The sequence below is a fragment of the Rhodanobacter sp. PCA2 genome (genome assembly GCF_013620825.1).
Taxonomy (GTDB): domain Bacteria; phylum Pseudomonadota; class Gammaproteobacteria; order Xanthomonadales; family Rhodanobacteraceae; genus Rhodanobacter_A.
Genome location: NZ_NJIC01000017.1, coordinates 23,509 through 43,739, shown reverse-complemented (window position 1 = coordinate 43,739; position 20,231 = coordinate 23,509). Strand labels below are relative to the sequence as shown.

Genomic DNA, 20,231 nt, shown 5'->3' with positions numbered 1-20,231 from the left:
CGCCCGCTCAGGCGAACGGATCGTCCAGCACGATGGTGTCGTCGCGGTCGGCGCCGGTGGCGACGATGGCGAGCTTGCAGCCGGAGAGTTCCTCCACCGCGCGCAGGTAGGCGCGGGCGGCGGCGGGCAGCTTGTTCCAGTCGCGGATGCCGGCGGTGGATTCCTCCCAGCCCGGGAACTCCAGGTACACCGGCTTGCACTCGTCCCAGCCGTCCGCGTCCAGCGGCGCCAGTTCGCGGCGCTTGCCGCGGTACTCGTAGGCGACGCAGACCTTGATCGACTCCAGGCCGTCGAGCACGTCCAGCTTGGTGATGGCGAGGCCGTTGATGCCGTTGATCTGCACCGCGCGCTTCAGCGCCACCAGGTCGATCCAGCCGCAGCGGCGCGGGCGGCCGGTGCTGGCGCCGAACTCGTTGCCGACCTTGCGCAGGCGCTCGCCCATCTCGTCGTTGAGTTCGGTGGGGAACGGGCCGCTGCCCACGCGCGTGGCGTAGGCCTTGCAGATGCCCAGCACGTAGTCGATGTCGTGCGCGCCCACGCCGGTGCCGGCCAGCGCGCCGCCCACCGTGGTGTTGGACGAGGTGACGTAGGGATAGGTGCCGTGGTCGATGTCCAGCAGCGCGCCCTGCGCGCCCTCGTACAGGATGTTGCCGCCCTCGCTGCGCACGTCGTGCAGGATGGTGGCGACGTCGTCCACCAGCGGCCTGATGTACTCGCCCCAGGCCAGCGCATCCTTCAGCACGGTGTCGTAGTCCACCGGCTCGGCCTTCAGCCACTGGGTGAGGATGAAGTTGTGGTACTCCACCGCGGTCTTCAGCAGCGCCGGCAGTTCGTGCGGGTACATCAGGTCGGCCACGCGGATGGAGCGGCGCGCCACCTTGTCCTCGTAGGCGGGACCGATGCCGCGGCCGGTGGTGCCGATCGCGCTCTTGCCGGCGGCGGCTTCGCGCGCTTTGTCCACGGCGATGTGGTACGGCATGATCAGCGGCGTCGCCGGGCTGATCTTGACGCGCGAACGCACGTCCACGCCCTGCTCTTCCAGCTCGGCGATTTCCTTGATCAGCGCCTCGGGCGACAGCACCACGCCGTTGCCGATCAGGCACTGCGCGTCGTCGCGCAGGATGCCCGAGGGGATCAGGTGCAGCACGGTCTTCTTGCCCTTGATGACCAGGGTGTGGCCCGCGTTGTGGCCGCCCTGGAAGCGCGCCACCGCGCTGACCCGCTCGGTCAGCAGGTCGACGATCTTGCCTTTGCCTTCGTCGCCCCACTGGGCTCCGAGGATGACTACCGACTTGCCCATGATGTTCTCGCTCATTTGGAAGCGCCCCGTGGGGGAGCGCGAAAGGGGAATCGTGTCGGCGCGTGGCGGCCGTGAACTCGTTGGTGACGCCTGCGGTGCGCCGCCCGTCCGGGCGACGCGACGCTCAATGCCTGCCCTGCTCCGGATTGCCGAAGTAGCGCAGGAACTCCGAATCGGGCTTGAGGATCAGCACGCCCTTGCCGTCCTCGAACGATTTCCTGTAGGCGGCGAGGCTGCGGTAGAATGCGAAGAAGTCCGGATCCTGGCTGTAGGCCTGCGCATAGATGGCCGCAGCCTGCGCATCGCCCTCGCCGCGCACCTTGGCCGCGTCGCGCCCGGCATCGGCGCGCAGCACCTGGCCCTGGCGGTCGGCGTCGGCCTTGATCTTCTCCGCCACTTCCTGGCCGGTGAAGCGCAACTCGTTGGCCAGCTGCAGGCGCTCGGCACGCATGCGCTTGTACACCGACTCGCTCACCTCGTCCGGCAGGTCGATGCGCTTGATGCGCACGTCGACCACGCCGATGCCGAGGTTCTTGCGCGCGGAGGCATCCGTCTGCTGGCGCACCCGCTCGGTGATGTCCTTGCGGCCGCCCGAGATCAGGTCCTGCAGGGTGCGCGCGTTGAACTCGAAGCGCAGCGCGTCCTTGATGATCGGGGTCAGCCGCTGCGCCGCCTGCAACTGGTCGCCGCCGGTGGCGCGGTAGTAGGCCGCGTTGTCGGCGATGCGCCACTTCACGTAGAAGTCGACGTTGACGCTCTTCTTCTCGGAGGTGAAGTAGCGCTCGGGCTGCGCGTCCAGCGACAGGATGCGCTTGTCGAAATGCAACACCTGCTGGATCACCGGGAGCTTGAAGTGCAGGCCCGGCGCGTAGTCGGCGCGCACGATGCGGCCGAACTGCAGCAGCAACGCGCTCTGCCCCTCGTTCACCACGAACACGCTGCTCAGGCCGAGCAGCACCAGCAGCGCCGCAACGGCGAGGGCGACGATACGCCTCATGGCTGCTTCTCCTTGTCCGCGTCGCCGCTGGAACTGGCCGAGGCGGGCGCAATCACCGACGCCGCGGCGTTGCCGGTGGCATCGGCAGCGCCACGCGTGCGCTGGGCGGCCGGCAGGTTGATGATGTTGCGTCCGCCGGAACCGTCGATCACCTTGGGGTTGTCGGCCATCACCTGTTCCATGGTCTCCAGCCACAGGCGCTTGCGGGTCACCGCAGGCGCCGCCTTGTATTCCTTCAGCAGCAGGTCGAAGCGGGCGACGTCGCCCTGCGCGCGCGCGATGCGCTCGGCCTTGTAGCCTTCGGCCTCGGCGGCGATGCGCGCCGCGTCGCCGCGCGCCACCGGCACCACCTTGTTCGCGTAGGCGAGCGCGTTGTTCTCGATGCTCTGCTTGTCTTCGCGCGCGTTGTTGACGTCGTCGAAGGCGTCCTTCACCTCGGCCGGCGGCGCCACGTTCTGGAAGCTCACCTCGGTGACGCGCAGGCCGCTGTTGTAGCTGTCCAGCGTCTTCTGCAGCGCCTGCTGCGCCTGGGTCACCAGGGTCGAGCCGTCGGCGGAGAGGACCTGGTCCATGTCGCTGCTGCCGATCACCGAACGCACCGCGGCCTCGGCGGCGGCGCCCACGCTGGCGTCGGGGTCGCTCACCGAAAACAGGTACTTGTACGCGTCGTCCACCTGGTACTGCACGGTGAAGTCGATGGCGATGATGTTCTCGTCGCGGGTGAGCATGGAAACGCGGTCGTTGACCGAGCGGATGCCCGTGGCCTCGACCTTGTCCACGCTCTCGATCGGGTTGGGCAGCTTGAGGTGGAAGCCCGGCGGCAGCGAGCGCGCGTATTCGCCGAAACGCAGCACCACGCCGACCTGGCGCGCGCCGATGATGGTGTAGCTGCTCATCAGCAGGAACATCACGACCAGCACGACGATCGCGGTGAGGATGCCGCCGGGGCCGCGCCCCAGCCTGCCGAAATGCTTGCCGAAGTCCTTCAGCCACTGCTCCGGCGAGAAGCCGCCGCTGTTCGGGCGCTGGCGGTTCCAGGGGTCGCGCTGGCCGCCGCCGGGTTCATTCCAGGCCATTGTCAGTCTCGTCGCTGGTGACCCCGGCCAGCCGCACCGGGATACATCGGGTTGAACGGAAATCGCATGTGGCGTGACGGGGCTGCATACCGACATGGCGATCGAGGTTTTCGACCGCGCAAACAGCCGACATTCTAGCAGAGCCGGGCGAAATCAGGACGCCGCGCCCGCCAGCAGCCCACGCAGCAGCTCGGCCTCCGCCGCGTTGCCGCCGTTGAGCGGCGCGATCACGCTGCGCGGCGCGTCGATGCGCAGGCGCCAGCCGTGCTCGTCCACCTGCTCGCCGGCGATCGCGCCCACCGCCTTGAGCCGGGCGTGCAGCCGCCCCGCGGTCAGCGGCAGGCGCAGCTCGGACTGCACGCGCTCGCCGCCCAGCAGTTCGCCCAGCGCCTGGCGCAGCAGGTCGATGCCGGCGCCGGTGGCGGCGGACAGCCACACCGCCTGCGGGCGGCCCTCGGCGTCGCGGTCGATACGTGGCTGCATCGAGGCCTCGCTGCCGCCCTCTTCGACGCCCACCAGATCGATCTTGTTGTAGACCCGCAGCTGCGGCACATCGCCCGCGCCGATCTCCTCCAGCACCTGGTCGACCACGCGGCGCAGCAGCTCGCGCTCCTCGTCGGCGGCGTCGCTGACGTGCAGCAGCAGGTCGGCATCGCGCGCCTCGGCCAGGGTGCCGCGGAAGGCGGCGACCAGGTCGTGCGGCAGTTCGCGCACGAAACCCACGGTGTCGGCGATCACCGCGGGGCCGCAGGCGAGGTCGTCGAGCCGGCGCACGGTGGGGTCCAGCGTGGCGAACAATTGGTCGGCGGCGTAGACGGCGCCTTCGGTCAACGCGTTGAACAGGGTGGACTTGCCGGCGTTGGTGTAGCCCACCAGGGCCACCCGCGGCACCGTGTTGCGCAGCCGCGCGCGGCGCTGCTGGCCGCGCTGGGTCTGCACCTTCTCCAGGCGCCTGGTGAGCATCTTCACCCGTTCGGCGAGCAGGCGGCGGTCGGTTTCGAGCTGGGTTTCGCCGGGGCCGCGGTTGCCGATCGCGCCGCCGCGCTGGGCGTCCAGGTGGGTCCAGCCGCGCACCAGCCGGGTGGCGATGTGCTTGAGCTGGGCCAGCTCCACTTCCAGCTTGCCTTCGTGCGAGCGGGCGCGCTGGGCGAAGATGTCCAGGATCAGGCCGGCGCGGTCGACCACGCGCGCACTGAGGTGCTTCTCGAGGTTGCGCTCCTGCACCGGGCTGAGCAGGTGGTCGACCAGCACCAGGTCGGCCTCCACCGCGCGCACCATCTCGGCCACTTCCTCGGCCTTGCCGCTGCCGATGTAGTAGCGCGGATTGGGGGTTTCGACGCGGGCGGCGACGCTGCCCAGCACTTCGGCGCCGGCGGACCTGGCCAGTTCGACGAACTCGGCGGCGCGCCGCTCGGCGTCGCCGCTGCCGCGGCCGTGGGGGAGCACGAGGATGGCGCGCTCGCCTTTCTTCTGACGATCAAACACGTGGACTGGCGGCCTCTGCGGCGTGACGGGATCGGTGGGACCCCGCCTTCATGTGGGCCGGCAGGCCATCAATCAAGCGTCCGCGGCGTCGCCTGCCGGCGCGGCATCCGCATGCGGCTCGTGGCCGTCGTGGCCGTTGCCGATACGCACGTTGCGGCTGGGCACCACGGTGGAGATGGCGTGCTTGTAGACCATCTGGCTGACCTGGTTGCGCAGCAGCACCACGAACTGGTCGAACGACTCGACCGTGCCCTGCAACTTGATGCCGTTGACCAGATAGATGGCCACCGGCACGCGCTCGCGGCGCAACGCATTGAGAAACGGATCCTGCAATGACTGTCCCTTGGACATTATGTTGTTCTCCCCTGTGCGGCGAACCGGCCCGGGGAAAAAACGCCAGTGGCGCCCCGGCCCAACTGCGACGATGTTAACCGGGTTCAAGGGCTTGAAGGAAGGGGTTTTTCGGGAAATCCACAGCCGGCGGCGCGGCTTGCAACGGCTTTCTCACACCGGCGTTCCGAGAAACAGCCGGACGGCCTCCACCGCACGCGGCAGCGGTGGCGCAACGTCGGGGTCGAAGCTGCGCGCGTCCAGTTCCGCGCGCAGCCAGGTGATCTGTCGCTTGGCCAGTTGCCGGGTGGCGAAGATCGCGCGCTCGCGGAAGCCGGCGGCGTCCGTGGCGCCGTCGAGGTATTCCCAGCCCTGGCGGTAGCCCACCGCGCGGATCGCCGGCAGGTCGGCGTGCAGGTCGCCGCGGCGGCGCAGGGCGCGCAGCTCGTCGAGGAAGCCCGCCGCCAGCATCGCATCGAAGCGCTCGGCGATGCGCGCGTGCAGGGGCCTGCGGTCGGCCGGCAGCAGGGCCAGCTTCAGCACGCGCCACGGAAACGCCCCGCCGCGGCCGCCGCGCTGCAGTTCGGACAAGGGTCGTCCGCTGAGCTCGATCACTTCCAGCGCGCGTTGCAGGCGCTGGGCGTCGTTGGGGCCGATCCTTGCCGCCGCGGGAGGATCGAGCTGCGCCAGCCGCGCATGCAGCGCCGGCCAGCCGATGCGCGCGCCCTCCTCCGTCAGCCGCGCGCGCAGCGCCGGATCGGCTTCGGGCAGGTCGGAGAGGCCGCGCTGCAGGGCGCGGAAATACAGCCCGGTGCCGCCCACCAGCAGGGGCACCCTGCCCTGTGCCGTGATGGACTGCATCGCAGCCAGCGCGTCGTCACGGAACTCCGCGGCGGAATACGGGGTGGCCGGATCGCGGATGTCGATCAGCGCATGCGGATGACTCGCCAGCGTGGCCGCGTCCGGCTTCGCCGCGCCTATGTCCAGGCCGCGGTAGACCAGCGCGGAATCCACGCTGACCAGCTCCAGCGGAAAACGCTCGGCCAGTTCGCAGGCGAGCGCGGTCTTGCCCGAGGCCGTGGGGCCCATCAGGAAGATGGCGGGCGGGCGGATGTCTGGGCTCATGCGGGCTGCTCGGAAAACCGGGCGCAAGCGTAACGCACGGGCCTGGGCAAAACTTCGGCAATCCGTGCCAAGTGCCTGTCGCGACGCGACGAATCGGAGTTGTCCACACGCTTGTCCAGCACGTATCCACATTCGCTGTGGACAGAAATGCGCAGGGCCGCCATGCGGCGGCCCTGCGCGTCGGGCGCGGCGCGGCTTACTTCGCCGGCACGCCCATTTCCTTCAGCAGGTTGTCGGCGTGGTCGAGGTGGTGCATCACCCACAGCATGTAGCGCACGTCGACCTGGATCGAGCGGTTGAGCTGGGGATTGAACAGCCAGTCGCCGCTCACCGACTCCCAGTTGCCGTCAAACGCAAGGCCGACCAACTGGCCGTTCGCGTCCAGCGCGGGCGAGCCGGAGTTGCCGCCGGTGATGTCGAGGTCGGCGAGGAAGTTCACGGGCAGCGTGCCCAGCTTCGGAGAGGCGTAACCGTCGAACGCCTTGGCCTTGATCGCCGCGATCTCGGCCTTGGGCGCGTCGAACGGCTCGATGCCGGTGTTCTTCTCCACGATGCCGGCCACGGTGGTGAACGGCGCGTAGCTCACGCCGTCGCGCGGCGCCACGCCCTGCACGTTGCCGAAGGTGACGCGCAGCGAGCTGTTCGCGTCCGGGTACACCGGCAGGCCCTGCGATTCCTTCCACGCGATCATCGCCTGCATGTAGCGCGGCCGCAGCTTGCTCATCTCGCCGGCGCGGGCGTCCCGCTCGTCTTCCATCTTCTGCAGTTCCGGCTGCACCGCGCGGGCCAGCTTGAGCATGCTGTCGTCGCTGGCGTCGATCGCCTGGCTGTCGGCCGCGAACCACTTCAGCCGCGTATCCGCGTTGCCGAGCTGGCTGCCGGCGTACAGCGCGGCGACCCTGGCCTTGATCTGCTCGGGCGTCTTCGCGTCGCCCAGCCACGCGTCCAGCGCGGGCAGGCGCTGCGCCTGCGGCAAGGCCGCGTAGCGCTTGAGGCCGTAGGCCATCAGCTGCTGGTCCACGCCCGGATCGTAGCGGCGGTCCAGCTGCTTCAGGCCGCCTTCGATGCGCACCCAGTCGCGCTGCTGGTAACCGGCGTCGCGTTCGAGATCGGCCTTGGGCCGCTCCTTCGCCAGGTGCACCAGGCGCACCGCGGTGCTGAACAGCGACGAGCGCTCGACCAGGCCCAGCGCGAGGTCGCGGTCGCGGTTCGCGCGCTCGGCGGCGATCGCCTGGCGCAGCTTGCCGATGTCGCCGGCCAGCGCCTGGTTCTCCGCGCCGCCCTGCTGCTTGAGCCAGGCTTCCAGCTTCGCCTCCTGCGTGTGCTTCACTTCCACCGCGTCGGCGCGGCGCAGGCCTTCGAGCTGGCCGCCGAAGTTCTTCAGGTAGTTGTTGAGGCCGGCGACCATGCTGGCGTACTTCACCGCCACCTTGGGATCGGCCTTGCCGGCGGTGTTGATGATGTCCAGCGTGTCCTGGTAGATGCCGATCTGGGTGGGGTAGGTCCAGTCGATCGCGCTCTGCACTTCGTCGGCGAGGCGGTAGCGGTTGGTGCGGCCCGGATAGCCGGTGACCATCACGTAGTCGCCGGCCTCGACGCCCTTCGCGTTGACCTTGAGCACGTGCCTGGGCTTGTACGGCACGTTGTCCTTCGAGAAGGACGCGGATTTGCCGTCCTTCGACACATAGGCGCGGAGGTAGCCGAAGTCGCCGGTATGGCGCGGCCACATCCAGTTGTCCACGTCGCCGCCGAACTTGCCGATGGACTGCGGCGGCGCATAGACCAGGCGCACGTCCTTGATCTCCATCTGCTTGATCAACTGGTAGCTGTAGCCGCCGTGGAAGGTGTAGACGTCGCAGCGGTAGCCCTCGCTCTCGCAGGCCTTGACCTGCTCCTTGATCGCCAGCTCGATCGCCTTGTAGCGCTCGGCGCCGCTCATGCCGTCGTTGAGCTTCGCGGTGATCTCCCTGGTGACGTCGCGGATTTCCTCGGTGACGAACACGCGCGCGGACGGGCCGGCGGAAAGCTCCTCGGCGTGGGTCCTGGCGAGGAAGCCCTTGGCGATCAGGTTGTTCTCCGGCGTGGAGTTCAACTGCAGCGCGCCGTACACGCAGTGGTGGTTGCTCACCACCAGGCCGTCGGGCGAGACGAACGAGGCGGTGCAGCCGCCCAGGCTCACGATCGCGCCCAGCGGATACGCGGTGAGGTCGGCCAGCGTGTTCGGGGCCAGCTTCAGGCCGTGCTGCTGCAGCGTGGCGGCGATGCCCGGGAGCTGGGCGGGCTGCCACATGCCTTCGACGGCATGGGCGGACGAGATCAGGCCAAGGGACACGGCCGCGGCAAGCATGAGACGACGCACGGGAACCTCCAGGGGGAAAACGGTTGCGACCGGAGCCGCGACGCAAGAACTTTCAGGTTATGCCCGAACCGGGCCGGCGCGGCGCATGCCGCAAGTCATGAGAACGGTGTTCAACGGGCGGGCGTGCCCAGCTCGGCCAGCAGCCAGTGCGCCGGATAGACCTTGTCCATCAGCCAGCGCATGTAGCGCAGGTCGACATGGATCGCGCGCTTGTAGCGCGGGTCGAACATCCAGCTGGCGCTGACCGCCTCCCAGTTGCTGTCGAAGTTGAGCCCGACCAGTTCGCCTCTGGCGTTCAGCACCGGCGAACCGGAATTGCCGCCGGTGGTGTCGAGGTTGCTGAGGAAATCCACCGGCATCGTGCCGGACTTCGGATCGAGGTAGCCGGCGTAGTCGCCTTTCGCGATCGCGGCCAGCAGTGGCCTGGGCGCGTCGAACGGCTCCTCGCCGGTGTTCTTCTCGACGATGCCCGCGGTGCTGGTCAGCGGCGCGTAGCCCACCGCGTCGCGCGCCTTGAGCGGCGAGACCTTGCCGTAGCTCACGCGCAGCGTGGAATTCGCATCCGGATAGACCGCACGGCCCTGCTGCTCGCGATAGGCGATCAGCGCCTGCATGTAGGCCGGGCGCAGGCGCAGCAGTTCGCCCTCGTGCGCCTTGCGCTCGTCGTCCAGGCGCAGCAGCGCCGGTTGCAGCTGCGCGGCCAGTTTCAGCAGCGCATCGTCGCTGGCGGCGACTTCGGCCGGCGCCGCCTTGAGCCATTGCAGGCGCCTGGCCTCGTCGCCCAGCGTGGTGGCGGCGTAGACGCGGTCCAGCGCGGCGGCCAGTGCGGCCGGGGTGCGGCCGAACGCGGCGTCGAACTCGGGCAGGCGCTGCGCGTCGGGCAGTTGCTGGTAGCGGGTCAGCAGCGTGGTCAGCAGGCGCTTCTCCACGGCCGGGTCGTAACGGCGCTGCACCTGGCGCAACTGGCCCGCGATCAGTTCCTCGTCGCGCTGCTGGTAGCCGCTCTCGCGCGCCGCGTCGGGCATGCCGCGCTCGTGCGCCAGTCGCTGCAGCCGCAGCGCCGAGCGCAGCAACTGGGTCTGCGACTGCAGCAGGCCCAGCAGCAGGTCGCGCTCGCGGCCGGCGTTGCCGGCGGCGATCTCGCGGGCGGCGGCGTCGATCTGCGGGCGCAGCGTCGCTGCATCGGCCTGCTGGTCCAGCCAGGCCAGCATCGCGGCCTCGTCCTGCCGGCGCACGGCCACCGCATTGCTGCGCCTGAGGCCTTCCAGTTCGCCGCTGAAGCGCTTGATGCCGTTCTTCAGCGACTGCAGCTGCGCGGCGTAGCGGATCTTCGCCTGCGCATCCGTCTTGCCGGCATCCTCGATCGCGTCCTGCAGCGCCTTCATCGTCGCCACCGCAGTGGGCAGGCGCCATTCGACCTGGTCGCGGAACTCGGCGGCGCTGCGGTGGCGATAGGTGATGCCGGGATAGCCGGCCAGCATCACGTAGTCGCCTTCGGCCACGCCGTCGCGGGCGACCTGCAGGTGCGCGGGCGGTGCGTAGGGGCGGTTCTCCTTCGCGTAGTCCGCCGGCTTGCCGTCCGGACCGACGTAGGCGCGCAGCACGGTGAAGTCGCCGCTGTGGCGCGGCCACACGAAGTTGTCCACCTCGTCGCCGTAGTTGCCGATCGCGCGCGGCGGCGCGTAGACCAGGCGCACGTCGCGCAGCTCCAGCTGCTTCACCAGGTAGAAGTCGCGGCCGTAGAACATCGTGGCCACGCTGCAGCGCACGCCGCCTTCACGCTCGCACTCCGCCACCAACGCCTTGCCCGCCGCGTCCACCGCGTCGTGGTAGGCGCGGCCGGTCTTGCCGCGGGCGCCGGCCAGCACCTTGCCGGTCACCTTGTCGAACCCGGTGGTCACCAGCAGGCGGAAGTCGGGATTGGCCGGCAACTCTTCGCCGCGGTTGCCGGCGACGTAGCCGTCGCGGATCAGGTCGCGCTGCGGCCGGCTGTTGTACTGGATCACCCCGAACGCGACGTGGTGGTTGGTGAGCACCAGACCCTGGTCGCTGACGAAGGCGCCGGTGGCGCCGCCCACCTTGACCACCGCGTTGAGCGGCGCCCTGGTGAGATCGGCCAGCTCGGCCGGCGCGCCCCGGAAACCGGCCTCGCGCAACGGCCCGGCGATGTCCGGCAACTGGGACGGCATCCACATGCCCTCGTCGGCCTGCACGGCCGGGGCCAGCAGCATGGCGGCGGCCATGCCCATCGTCTTCACGCGCATGCGTTCCATTGCCCGATGATCGAAAGAACTTGCGACCATAAACGGAAGCGACGGGAACGGCAATGCTGCGCCGCACCGCGTTCCCGCGGCGTCCCGGCCCGCGCCAGGCGGGGATCAGTGGCAGGCGATGCCGGCCGGCGGCGGCAAGGCCAGGTAGACCGTGCTCCACAACTGGGCGGCGTTGGACTCGTCCTCGTGCGCGCCTTCCGCGCCGAACGGCTCGACGCGGTAGCGGCCATCCGCATGGGTCCAGGACCACAGCTCCGAGTTGCGCACCGCGCTGGCGGCGCAGATCGCCTGCCACAGGCCGGTCTGCGCCTTGCCGAGCAGGCTGCGCGTGGCGGGCGGCAGATCGTCGCGGGCCAGCTGGCGCTTGAGGCCGGCGGCCATCACCGCCTGCTGCCAGGACCACACCACGGTGCCGTGATAGGCCTGGTTGCCGAAACGCGGCCACACCTCGCGGTCGGCGTAGGCGGGATTCGCCACCACCATGCCGACGCCGGTCATCAGCCCGGCCGGGAACGGCCGCACGACGTCGCCGACCAGCCGGTCCAGCGTCGCCGCGCCGGGCGTGCCGAACAGCAACTCGAAGCCCACGTCGGTATGCATCACCGGCACCGGATGGCCTTGCGCGTCCAGCGAGATGGCGGGGAACGCCAGCGCCTTGCCGTCCAGCGAGGCCAGCGCCGCGGTGTCGCCCACGCCGACCTGCGTCGCATAGGCACGCACCTGCCCGGCCGCCTGCTGCGCATCCAGACGCACGTCGAACAGCGCGGGCGCCTTGCTCTCCCACACGCCGACGCCAACGACCGCCGCATGCAGGCGCTCGCGCTGGGCGGGCGTGGTGTAGGCGTCCAGCAAGCCGGCGTCGAGGAAGCGGCCGATGGCGTGCAAGGCCGCGGGCACCCAGACCACGTTGACGTCGTAGGGATAGCGGCCGCGGCCGATGCCCTCGTTGCTGTCGCGCCACTGCCCCACCGGCTTGCCCGGCTTGAGCGCGATCAGGTTCGGGTACACCGGCTGCCGGGCGAACGCCATGCTGCGGTCGGCGACGAACAGCAGGTTGCGCACCAGCGCATCGCCCCGGTGCCGGCCATCGACGCTGCCGGCAAGGAAGGCGCGGGCGTCGGCGCGGCCGCGCGCGTCGTCCAGCAGCCACGCGGCGGCGACCGGCGCCAGCATGTAATTGCCGTCGATCATGGTGTAGTCGTAGATCGGCGCATCCGACGGCTTGCCGCCGTCCTTGAGGTGCTGCAGCACCGCGAACTCGCCGATGCCCTCCTCGTGCGCCACTTCGCCCTCCGGCGACAGCCGCGCCAGCACCGAGCCGATGCCGGCGTCGATGGCCTCCGGCTGCAGCACCGGCATCAGCAGGCGCAGCGACATCAAGGTGTCGCGCCCGAAATACGTGTCGAAACGCCAGGAGCCGGCGAGGAATTTCTGCCGGTAGCTGAGGAAGCGCAGCACGTCCTGGCTGCGGGCATCGGGCTGCGCCTGCGCATTGAGCAGGTGGGCAAGCGGCGTCAGCGGCGGCTCGCCGGTACTTGCTGCAATGCGCAGGTGGATCGCCGCGCCGGCACGGTCCGGCCGCAGCACGATGCGACCTTCCTCGCGCACGAAGCTGCCGTTGTCGGTGCTCAGCGCGATGGCGTAGCCGGGCGCGCCATCCAGCCGCTGGCGCTGCCAGTGGACGGAATGCGAGGACAACTGCGGCGCGGCGGCCACTTCAGCCGGATAGTGCTGCTCAAGCTGGTAGTCGCGCAGCACGCGGATGCTGCTCAGCACCGCGTCCTTCACCACCAGCCGATCCGCCGTCACCGTGGCCTCGGCCTCGATGCCGTTCCAGGCACGGCCATCGACCGTGCGGTGCTGCCCCTGCAGCTTGTCCAAGGTCCACTGCACCGGCTTGGCGGTGGGCTCGAACCACACCCCGGCGCCGCTGTTGCCGGCCGGAAACGCCACCAGGATGCGCGGCTGCAGACCGGAGCTGAGCAGCAGGTGGGCCGCGATGTCGCCGTGCTGGTAGAACGCGTTCTGGATCTGGCCTTCGGTGATGCGGAACTGCAGCGGCGCCGCGGCGGCCTTTCCCGCAACCGGTTCGGCGGCGAGCGATAACGCCGGCAATGCGACCAGGGCTGCCGCCAGCAGTATCGAGGCGCATCGCCTGTCCGGGTCGAAACGCCTGCCGACCCCGCCCGCGCCCCATGTCCGCCTCGATCCCCGTACATGCATACCCATCTCTCCGACCATCGACTCGCGCCCTCGTGAACTTAAACGGAAGCCGCCGCACCGACAACACCGCGCTGCACGAAAGCATCGGCGGACGTGCGCCGTATAATGCGGGAATCGCCGCCCGCACCGCGGGCCAGTCACTGGAAATCCCATGCCGCAGACGATGAAAGCCCTGGTCAAGCGCAAGCCCGAGCAGGGCATCTGGATGGAAGAGGTGCCGCTGCCCGAGGTGGGCCCGAACGAGGTGCTGATCAAGCTGGAGAAGACCGCGATCTGCGGCACCGACCTGCACATCTACAAGTGGGACGAATGGAGCCAGCGCGTCATCAAGCCCGGCCTCACCATCGGCCACGAGTTCGTCGGGCGCATCGTGGAAATCGGCCCCGGCGTCACCGGCTACAAGGTGGGCGACCGCGTCTCGGCCGAAGGCCACATCGTCTGCGGCCACTGCCGCAACTGCCGCGCCGGCCGCCAGCACCTGTGCCCCAACACCATCGGCATCGGCGTGAACCGCAACGGCGCGTTCGCCGAGTACATGAGCATGCCGGCCTCCAACCTGTGGCCGATCCCGGACCAGATCCCGTCCGAGCTGGCCGCGTTCTTCGACCCCTACGGCAACGCCGCGCACTGCGCGCTGGAGTTCGACCTGATCGGCGAGGACGTGCTGATCACCGGCGCCGGCCCCATCGGCATCATCGCCGCCGGCATCGCCAAGCACGTGGGCGCGCGCAACGTGGTGGTCACCGACATCAACGACTATCGCCTGAAGCTGGCGGCCGACATGGGCGCCACCCGCGTGGTGAACGTGGCTAACCAGTCGCTGAAGGACGTGATGAAGGACCTGCACATGGAGGGCTTCGACGTGGGCCTGGAGATGAGCGGCAACCCGCGCGCGTTCAACGACATGCTGGAGTGCATGTACCACGGCGGCAGGGTCGCCCTGCTCGGCATCCTGCCCAAGGGCGCCGGCATCGACTGGGACAAGGTGATCTTCAAGGGCCTCACCATGCAGGGCATCTACGGCCGGCGCATGTACGAGACCTGGTACAAGATGACCCAGATGCTGCTCACCGGCTTCCCGCTGCAGAAGGTGCTCACCCACCAGATCCACATCGACGATTTCCAGCGCGGCTTCGACCTGATGGACGCCGGCCAGTGCGGCAAGGTGGTCTGCTCCTGGAATTGACGGGCAGGCGCGGCAAGGCCACGCCCGCGACACCTCCTGCGGCAGGTGCGTAAACTTCCCCGGTCCGGCACGGCTGCCGGGCCAGGGAAGCACCGGGCCGCGACCTTCGGCCCCCAACGCCAACAGGACACCGCCAGCATGAACGACCCACGCCCCCCGGCCGCCTCCCGCCTTGCCATGGCGCGCGACCGTGCGGAGCGCCTGTATCGCTCGCACCGCACGCGCAGGATCGCGCTGATCGTCGCCATCGTGCTGGTCGTGTTCGGCCTGCTCGGCTTCTTCGCCGCGCCGCCCATCATCAAGAGCCAGCTGCAGACGCGGCTCACCGCCCTGCTGGGCCGCCCGGTCAGCGTGGGCGCCGTGCACCTGAACCCGTTCACGCTGCGCCTGCAGCTGGACAAGCTGCACATCGCGGATCGCGACGGCCGCTCGCCGTTCGTCGATGTCGACCGCGCGGTGATCAACGCCTCGTGGACCTCGCTGTTCCGCATGGCGCCGGTGCTGGACGAACTGTCGCTGCAGCATCCGCAACTGCACATCGCGCGCACCGCGCCGCAGCAGTTCAATTTTTCCGACCTGATCGACAAGTTCGCGGGCGAGCCGGCCAAGCCGGGCAGCCAGCCGACGCGTTTCGCGCTCGCCAACATCAGCGTGCACGACGGCGACATCGCGTTTGCCGACGCGGTGACCCAGGCCAGCCATCGCATCGACCATCTCGAGCTGGGCATCCCGTTCATCGCCAACCTGCCGCGCGACACCGACGTGTTCGTGCAGCCGCTGCTGGCGATGAATGTCGATGGCAGCCCGCTGCGCATCGCCGGCCAGACCAAGCCCTTCGCGGACAGTCTCGAATCGGTGGTGAACTTCAGCCTGAACCACCTCGACCTGCCCCGCTACCTGGGCTACGTGCCGGCGGCACTGCCGGTGGCGATCCCGCGCGGCCAGCTCTCGGGCCAGCTCGAACTGCACTTCGTGCAGGCGAAATCCGGCCCGCAGGTGCGGCTGGGCGGCCAGCTGCAGCTTGACGATTTCGCACTGACCACCCCGGACAAGACACCCATCCTCGCACTCGGCCACGCCAACGCCGCGCTGGACGACGTGGAACCCCTGCTGTCGCGCTACCGCCTCGGTGCGGTGCAGTTGGACAAGCTCGACCTGCATTACATCAGCAAGGCTGGCGGCCACAGCAATTTCGACACGCTGACCGGCAACGCTGCCGCCAAGCCCGCCCCTGCTCCCGCCACACCGGCCGCGCCGGCCACCGAGGTGCGCATCGCCTCGCTTGCCCTGCAGGACGGGCGCCTCGAATACACCGATGCCAGCGGCACAAAGCCCGCCACGCTGGCGCTCGAAGGCATTCACGGCACGATACGCAACCTGTCCACGGTCGCCGCGCCTGCCGCGGCGCTCGATCTCGCCGCCACGCTGAACGGCGGCAGCCTCGCCACGAACGGCAAGCTGGACGTGGCGAACAGCCGCTACGCCGGCAAGCTGGGCCTCAAGGGCGTGGGCCTGGCCCCCATGCTGGCGCTGGCGCCCCCGCTGCTGAACGCCGAGCTCGCCAAGGGCACGCTCGACGCCGACGGCCAACTGCAGGCGGGCTGGGGCAAGAGCCTCGACTTCAACCTGCAGCCGGCCACCGTGGCCGTCAACGATCTCGCCCTGAAGCAAGGCAGCCGCACGCCGGTCGCCTGGCAATCGCTGCAGGCCGGCATCACCCGCTTCGATCTCGCCAGCAGCACGGCGCAACTCGACCACGTGACCCTGCACGGCCTGCACGTGGAAGCGCAACGCCTGCACGACGGCGGCATCGACCTCGCCGGCCTGGCCAAGTCGGAGCCCGCGCACGGCCCGCGCAAGTCTTCGCCCGCACCCGCATGGCACTGGAGCATCGCCCACCTCGGCATCGACGGCAGCACGCTGGGTCTCACCGACCCGCGCATCGCCGGCAAGCGCGGCCACACCGAACTCAAGCTCGACCACACCAGCATCGACGACCTCTCCGACGACATGCGCCGGCCGCTGAAGCTGGCGCTGAATGGCGGCATCGGCCGCGGCAGCCTTCGCGTCGACGGCAAGCTGCGCCCGCAACCGCTGGATGCCGACCTGCGCGTGCGCACCACCCGCCTGGACATCGCGCCGCTGCAGTCGCTGGTCGAGGCACCGCTCAACGTGACCCTCACCAGCGCCCTGCTCAGCGCGGATGGCCGCATGCGCTACCGCGACCATCGCCCGCAAGCGCTGATGGACTGGCGCGGCCGCGTCACCCTCGGCAACGTGCGCGTGCAGGACAAGCTCACCGGCGACGATTTCCTGCGCTGGAATTCGCTCAACGCCAGCGACCTCGACGTGCGCATGGGCGAGGACGTGCCGCATGTGTCGGTGGCCGGGCTGGCGCTCAGCGATTTCTACGCCCGCGTCATCATCAACGCGAACGGGCGGACGAACCTGCAGGACGTGGTGGCCAATCCGACCACCGCGCCCGTCTCCGTGACCCAGGCACAACCGGGGGCCGCACCGAAACCGCAGGCAGCGCCGGCTCCGGCCGCCACGACCGCCACGGCGGCGACGGCGGCGCCCGCGGCGCCGCCTGCCGACATCCGCATCGGCCAGATCACGCTGGCGCGCGGCCACCTCAACTACACCGACAACTTCATCAAGCCGAACTACACCGCCAACATCACCCAGCTCGACGGCCAGGTGGGCGCCTTCGGCACGGCCGGCGGTCCACCCGCCGACCTGACCCTGCAAGGCCAGCTCGACGACAACGCGCCGGTGAACATCACCGGCACGATCAACCCGCTGGCGCCGGTGGCCTTCCTCGACGTGAAGGGCAAGGCCGATGGCGTGGAGCTCACCCATATGTCGCCCTACTCGGGCAAGTACACCGGCTATCCGATCACCAAGGGCCGGCTCACGATGGATGTGCATTACCAGCTCGACAACGGCAAGCTCAACGCGGACAACCACATCTTCATCACCCAGCTCACCTTCGGCGACGCCATCCAGGGCCCGGGCATCAGCCACCTGCCGGTGAAGCTGGCCGTCGCGCTGCTGAAGAATGCCGACGGCAACATCGACGTGAACGTGCCGGTCTCCGGTTCGCTGGACGATCCGCAGTTCAGCATGGGCGGCCTGATCTGGCACGCCTTCGTCAACCTGATCGGCCGCGCCGTGACCTCGCCGTTCCGGCTGATCGCCTCGGCCATGGGCGGTGGCGGCGGCAAGCAGCAGGACCTGGGCTATGTGGAGTTCGCGCCTGGCTCGGCCGTGCTCGACGCCAAGTCCCAGGAGAAACTCGGCGAGATCGTGAAGATCCTGCAGCAGAAGACCGCGCTGAAGCTGGACATCACCGGCCGCATCGATCCGGCATTCGACGAGAGCGGCCTGCGCAAGGTGATGGTGGACGACCTCGTGCGGCAGGAGGCCGGCGACGGCGCCGACCTGTCGAAGCTCACGCCCGACGAATACGAGAAGTACCTCAAGAGGGCCTACAAGCACGCGAAATTCCCCAAGCCGCACGACATGATCGGCCTCACCAAGTCGCAACCGCCGGACGTGATGCGCAAGCTGCTGGAAACCAACATGCCGGTGAACGCGGATGCGCTGCGCCACCTTGCCGAGCGCCGTGCCGACGCGGTGCGCACCTGGCTGCGCGGCAAGCTCGACGACAACCGCGTGTTCGTGCTTGCGCCCAAGCTCGACGCCAAGGGCATCGACGACCAGGGCAAGACCACACGCGCGGATTTCGGCCTGCACTAGGCGGTTCTACCCGGCGCCCGAAAGGCCGACAATAAGCGTTTTCCCACCAGGACTTCCCACATGAGCTACCCCGGCCAGGCACGCTACGCCAGCGAACTGAACTCCATTCGCGAGCAGGGCCTGTTCAAGGCCGAGCGCGTGATCGTCTCGCCGCAATCGGCCGAGATCGAACTGGAGGGCGGGCGCAGGGTGCTGAACTTCTGCGCCAACAACTACCTCGGCCTCGCCGACCATCCCGAGGTCATCAAGGCCGCCAAGGAAGCATTGGACTCGCACGGCTTCGGCATGGCCTCGGTGCGCTTCATCTGCGGCACGCAGGACCTGCACAAGCAGCTCGAACGGAAGATCGCGGACTTCTTCGGCACCGAGGACACCATCCTCTACGCCGCCTGCTTCGACGCCAACGGCGGCCTGTACGAGCCGCTGCTGGGCGAAGAGGACGCGGTGATCTCCGACGCGCTGAACCACGCCTCCATCATCGACGGCATCCGCCTGTGCAAGGCCAGGCGCTTCCGCTATGCCAACAGCGACATGGCCGACCTCAAGAAGCAGCTGCAGGCCGCCGACGCGGCTGGCGCGCGCACCAAGCTGATCTCCACCGACGGCGCGTTCTCGATGGACGGCTTCATCGCCAAGCTCGACCAGATCACCGCGCTGGCCGCGAAATACGGCGCGCTGGTGCACATCGACGAATGCCACTGCACCGGCTTCCTCGGCGAGACCGGCCGCGGCTCGGCCGAAGTCAACGGCGTGATGGACAAGATCGACCTGTTCACCGGCACCCTGGGCAAGGCGCTGGGCGGCGCGCTGGGCGGCTTCACCACCGGCCGCGCCGAGATGATCGAGATGCTGCGCCAGCGCTCGCGTCCCTACCTGTTCTCCAACTCGTTGCCGCCGCACGTGGTGGCCGCCGCGATCAAGGTGTTCGACATGCTGGAGGCCGCCGGCGATCTGCGCGCGCAGGTGCAGGAGAACACCCGCTATTTCCGCGAGCAGATGACCAAGGCCGGTTTCGACATCAAGCCCGGCGTGCATCCCATCGTGCCGGTGATGATCTACGACGCGCCGAAGGCGCAGGCGATGGCCACCGCGCTGCTGGAGGAAGGCATCTATGTCACCGGTTTCTTCTACCCGGTGGTGCCGCAGGGCCAGGCGCGCATCCGCACCCAGATGAGCGCGGCGCATACCCGCGAGCACCTGGACCGCGCCATCGCCGCCTTCACCAAGGTGGGCAAGCAGCTCGGCGTGATCTGACGCTCAGCGCTCAGCGCCGCTGCAGTTGCGCCACCTCGTCCGCATCGAGGTGGCGCCACTGCCCCTTGGCGAGTTCGCCAAGCGCCAGCGGCCCGATCGCCACCCGGACCAGGCGCAACACGTCCACGCCCAGCGCCGCCAGCAGGCGCCGGATGTGCCGGTTGCGGCCCTCGTCCAGCACCACTTCCAGCCAGGCGTTCTTCTCCCCCGCACGCAGCAATGCAACATGCCGCGCCCTGAGCAGGTCGGCGCCCTCGCGAACCCCGGCCTGCATCGCGGCCAGCACTTCCGCATCGGGCTGCCCCGCCACCTGCACGTGGTAGGTCTTGTCCAGGTGCGTGCTCGGTTCGGTGATGCCGGCGGCCCAGACGCTGTCGTTGCTGAGCAGCAGCAGGCCCTCGCTGGCCTTGTCCAGCCGCCCCACCGGCCCCAGCCACGGCAGGCCGGCGTCGCGCAGCAGGTCGTAGACGGTATCGCGGCCACGCTCGTCGGCCGCGCTCACCACAATGCCGCGGGGCTTGTTCAGCGCGAGATAGACGCGCCGCGACGCCACCGCCGCGACGCCGTCCAGGCTGAGCTGCTGGCGCTCCGCCTGTACCGGGTATTCGGGATCGCGCACCACGCGGCCATCCACGGCCACGCGCCCCGCCCGCACCGCAGCCTCGGCCTGGCTGCGCGAACACACCCCCAGCTTGCTCAGGACGCGGGCGACGCCGTGGCGCTTGCCGGCTTGCGCGCCCGATTGTTTCGTGTGGTCCATCGGTCAGGCCATGAGGGCATGGATGCGATCTCTCATGATCATCCATGATCGTCGAGGTCAAACGCGAGGCCTTCCATGGCCGTACTTTTCCCAAGAAAAAG

Annotated in this window: 13 protein-coding genes; 3 read left to right on the top strand and 10 right to left on the bottom strand. The window is 69.2% G+C overall.

Annotation, left to right across the window (positions count from 1 at the left end):
* Positions 1-7 precede the first annotated feature (7 nt).
* The 9 genes from PCA_RS06315 to PCA_RS06275 form a co-directional block, all read right to left on the bottom strand.
* On the bottom strand, positions 8-1,300 hold the full coding sequence (locus tag PCA_RS06315) for an adenylosuccinate synthase (RefSeq protein ID WP_181301811.1): 1,293 nt from the start codon (positions 1,298-1,300) through the stop codon (positions 8-10).
* Between the two features lie 124 nt (positions 1,301-1,424).
* A complete protein-coding gene (gene hflC / locus PCA_RS06310) occupies positions 1,425-2,297 on the bottom strand; it encodes a protease modulator HflC (protein WP_181301750.1) in 873 nt (290 codons plus the stop codon).
* Positions 2,294-3,373, bottom strand: coding sequence for an FtsH protease activity modulator HflK (hflK, locus tag PCA_RS06305; RefSeq protein ID WP_181301749.1), 1,080 nt, complete (start codon positions 3,371-3,373; stop codon positions 2,294-2,296). Before hflK ends, hflC begins: the two co-directional genes overlap by 4 nt.
* Before the next feature lie 153 nt (positions 3,374-3,526).
* On the bottom strand, positions 3,527-4,858 hold the full coding sequence (gene hflX / locus PCA_RS06300) for a ribosome rescue GTPase HflX (RefSeq protein ID WP_181301748.1): 1,332 nt from the start codon (positions 4,856-4,858) through the stop codon (positions 3,527-3,529).
* Positions 4,859-4,930: 72 nt separating this feature from the next.
* Positions 4,931-5,209 (bottom strand): RNA chaperone Hfq, encoded by a 279-nt coding sequence (gene hfq / locus PCA_RS06295; protein WP_181301747.1) that lies wholly within the window; start codon positions 5,207-5,209, stop codon positions 4,931-4,933.
* A gap of 153 nt (positions 5,210-5,362) precedes the next feature.
* Positions 5,363-6,313, bottom strand: a complete 951-nt coding sequence (miaA, locus tag PCA_RS06290) for a tRNA (adenosine(37)-N6)-dimethylallyltransferase MiaA (RefSeq protein ID WP_181301746.1) — start codon at positions 6,311-6,313, stop codon at positions 5,363-5,365.
* A 196-nt stretch (positions 6,314-6,509) separates the two neighbouring features.
* Entirely contained in the window at positions 6,510-8,660 is a 2,151-nt protein-coding gene (locus tag PCA_RS06285) for a S46 family peptidase (RefSeq protein ID WP_181301810.1), read from the bottom strand.
* A gap of 122 nt (positions 8,661-8,782) precedes the next feature.
* Positions 8,783-10,936 (bottom strand): S46 family peptidase, encoded by a 2,154-nt coding sequence (locus PCA_RS06280; RefSeq protein WP_181301745.1) that lies wholly within the window; start codon positions 10,934-10,936, stop codon positions 8,783-8,785.
* Positions 10,937-11,050: 114 nt separating this feature from the next.
* A complete protein-coding gene (locus PCA_RS06275; RefSeq protein ID WP_255436700.1) occupies positions 11,051-13,060 on the bottom strand; it encodes a hypothetical protein in 2,010 nt (669 codons plus the stop codon).
* 259 nt (positions 13,061-13,319) lie between these two features.
* Here PCA_RS06275 and tdh point away from each other — a divergent pair, with 259 nt between their 5' ends.
* The 3 genes from tdh to kbl all read left to right on the top strand — a co-directional run bounded on the left by tdh (position 13,320) and on the right by kbl (position 19,370).
* Positions 13,320-14,354, top strand: a complete 1,035-nt coding sequence (gene tdh, locus PCA_RS06270; RefSeq protein ID WP_181301744.1) for an L-threonine 3-dehydrogenase — start codon at positions 13,320-13,322, stop codon at positions 14,352-14,354.
* Between the two features lie 138 nt (positions 14,355-14,492).
* On the top strand, positions 14,493-18,116 hold the full coding sequence (locus PCA_RS06265) for a DUF748 domain-containing protein (protein ID WP_181301743.1): 3,624 nt from the start codon (positions 14,493-14,495) through the stop codon (positions 18,114-18,116).
* Between the two features lie 60 nt (positions 18,117-18,176).
* A complete protein-coding gene (gene kbl, locus PCA_RS06260; RefSeq protein WP_181301742.1) occupies positions 18,177-19,370 on the top strand; it encodes a glycine C-acetyltransferase in 1,194 nt (397 codons plus the stop codon).
* Positions 19,371-19,380: 10 nt separating this feature from the next.
* Here the strand turns inward: kbl and PCA_RS06255 are convergent, their stop codons facing one another.
* Positions 19,381-20,130, bottom strand: a complete 750-nt coding sequence (locus tag PCA_RS06255; RefSeq protein WP_181301741.1) for a pseudouridine synthase — start codon at positions 20,128-20,130, stop codon at positions 19,381-19,383.
* Positions 20,131-20,231 lie beyond the last annotated feature (101 nt).

Bases quoted from the DNA above. Each gene is read 5' to 3' on its own strand.
- PCA_RS06255 (WP_181301741.1), bottom strand. From the start codon at position 20,130: ATGGACCACACGAAACAATCGGGCGCGCAAGCCGGCAAGCGCCACGGC.
- miaA (WP_181301746.1), bottom strand. From the start codon at position 6,313: ATGAGCCCAGACATCCGCCCGCCCGCCATCTTCCTGATGGGCCCCACG.
- hflK (WP_181301749.1), bottom strand. From the start codon at position 3,373: ATGGCCTGGAATGAACCCGGCGGCGGCCAGCGCGACCCCTGGAACCGC.
- hfq (WP_181301747.1), bottom strand. From the start codon at position 5,209: ATGTCCAAGGGACAGTCATTGCAGGATCCGTTTCTCAATGCGTTGCGC.
- hflC (WP_181301750.1), bottom strand. From the start codon at position 2,297: ATGAGGCGTATCGTCGCCCTCGCCGTTGCGGCGCTGCTGGTGCTGCTC.
- PCA_RS06265 (WP_181301743.1), top strand. From the start codon at position 14,493: ATGAACGACCCACGCCCCCCGGCCGCCTCCCGCCTTGCCATGGCGCGC.
- kbl (WP_181301742.1), top strand. From the start codon at position 18,177: ATGAGCTACCCCGGCCAGGCACGCTACGCCAGCGAACTGAACTCCATT.
- tdh (WP_181301744.1), top strand. From the start codon at position 13,320: ATGCCGCAGACGATGAAAGCCCTGGTCAAGCGCAAGCCCGAGCAGGGC.
- PCA_RS06285 (WP_181301810.1), bottom strand. From the start codon at position 8,660: ATGCTTGCCGCGGCCGTGTCCCTTGGCCTGATCTCGTCCGCCCATGCC.
- PCA_RS06280 (WP_181301745.1), bottom strand. From the start codon at position 10,936: ATGCGCGTGAAGACGATGGGCATGGCCGCCGCCATGCTGCTGGCCCCG.
- PCA_RS06315 (WP_181301811.1), bottom strand. From the start codon at position 1,300: ATGGGCAAGTCGGTAGTCATCCTCGGAGCCCAGTGGGGCGACGAAGGC.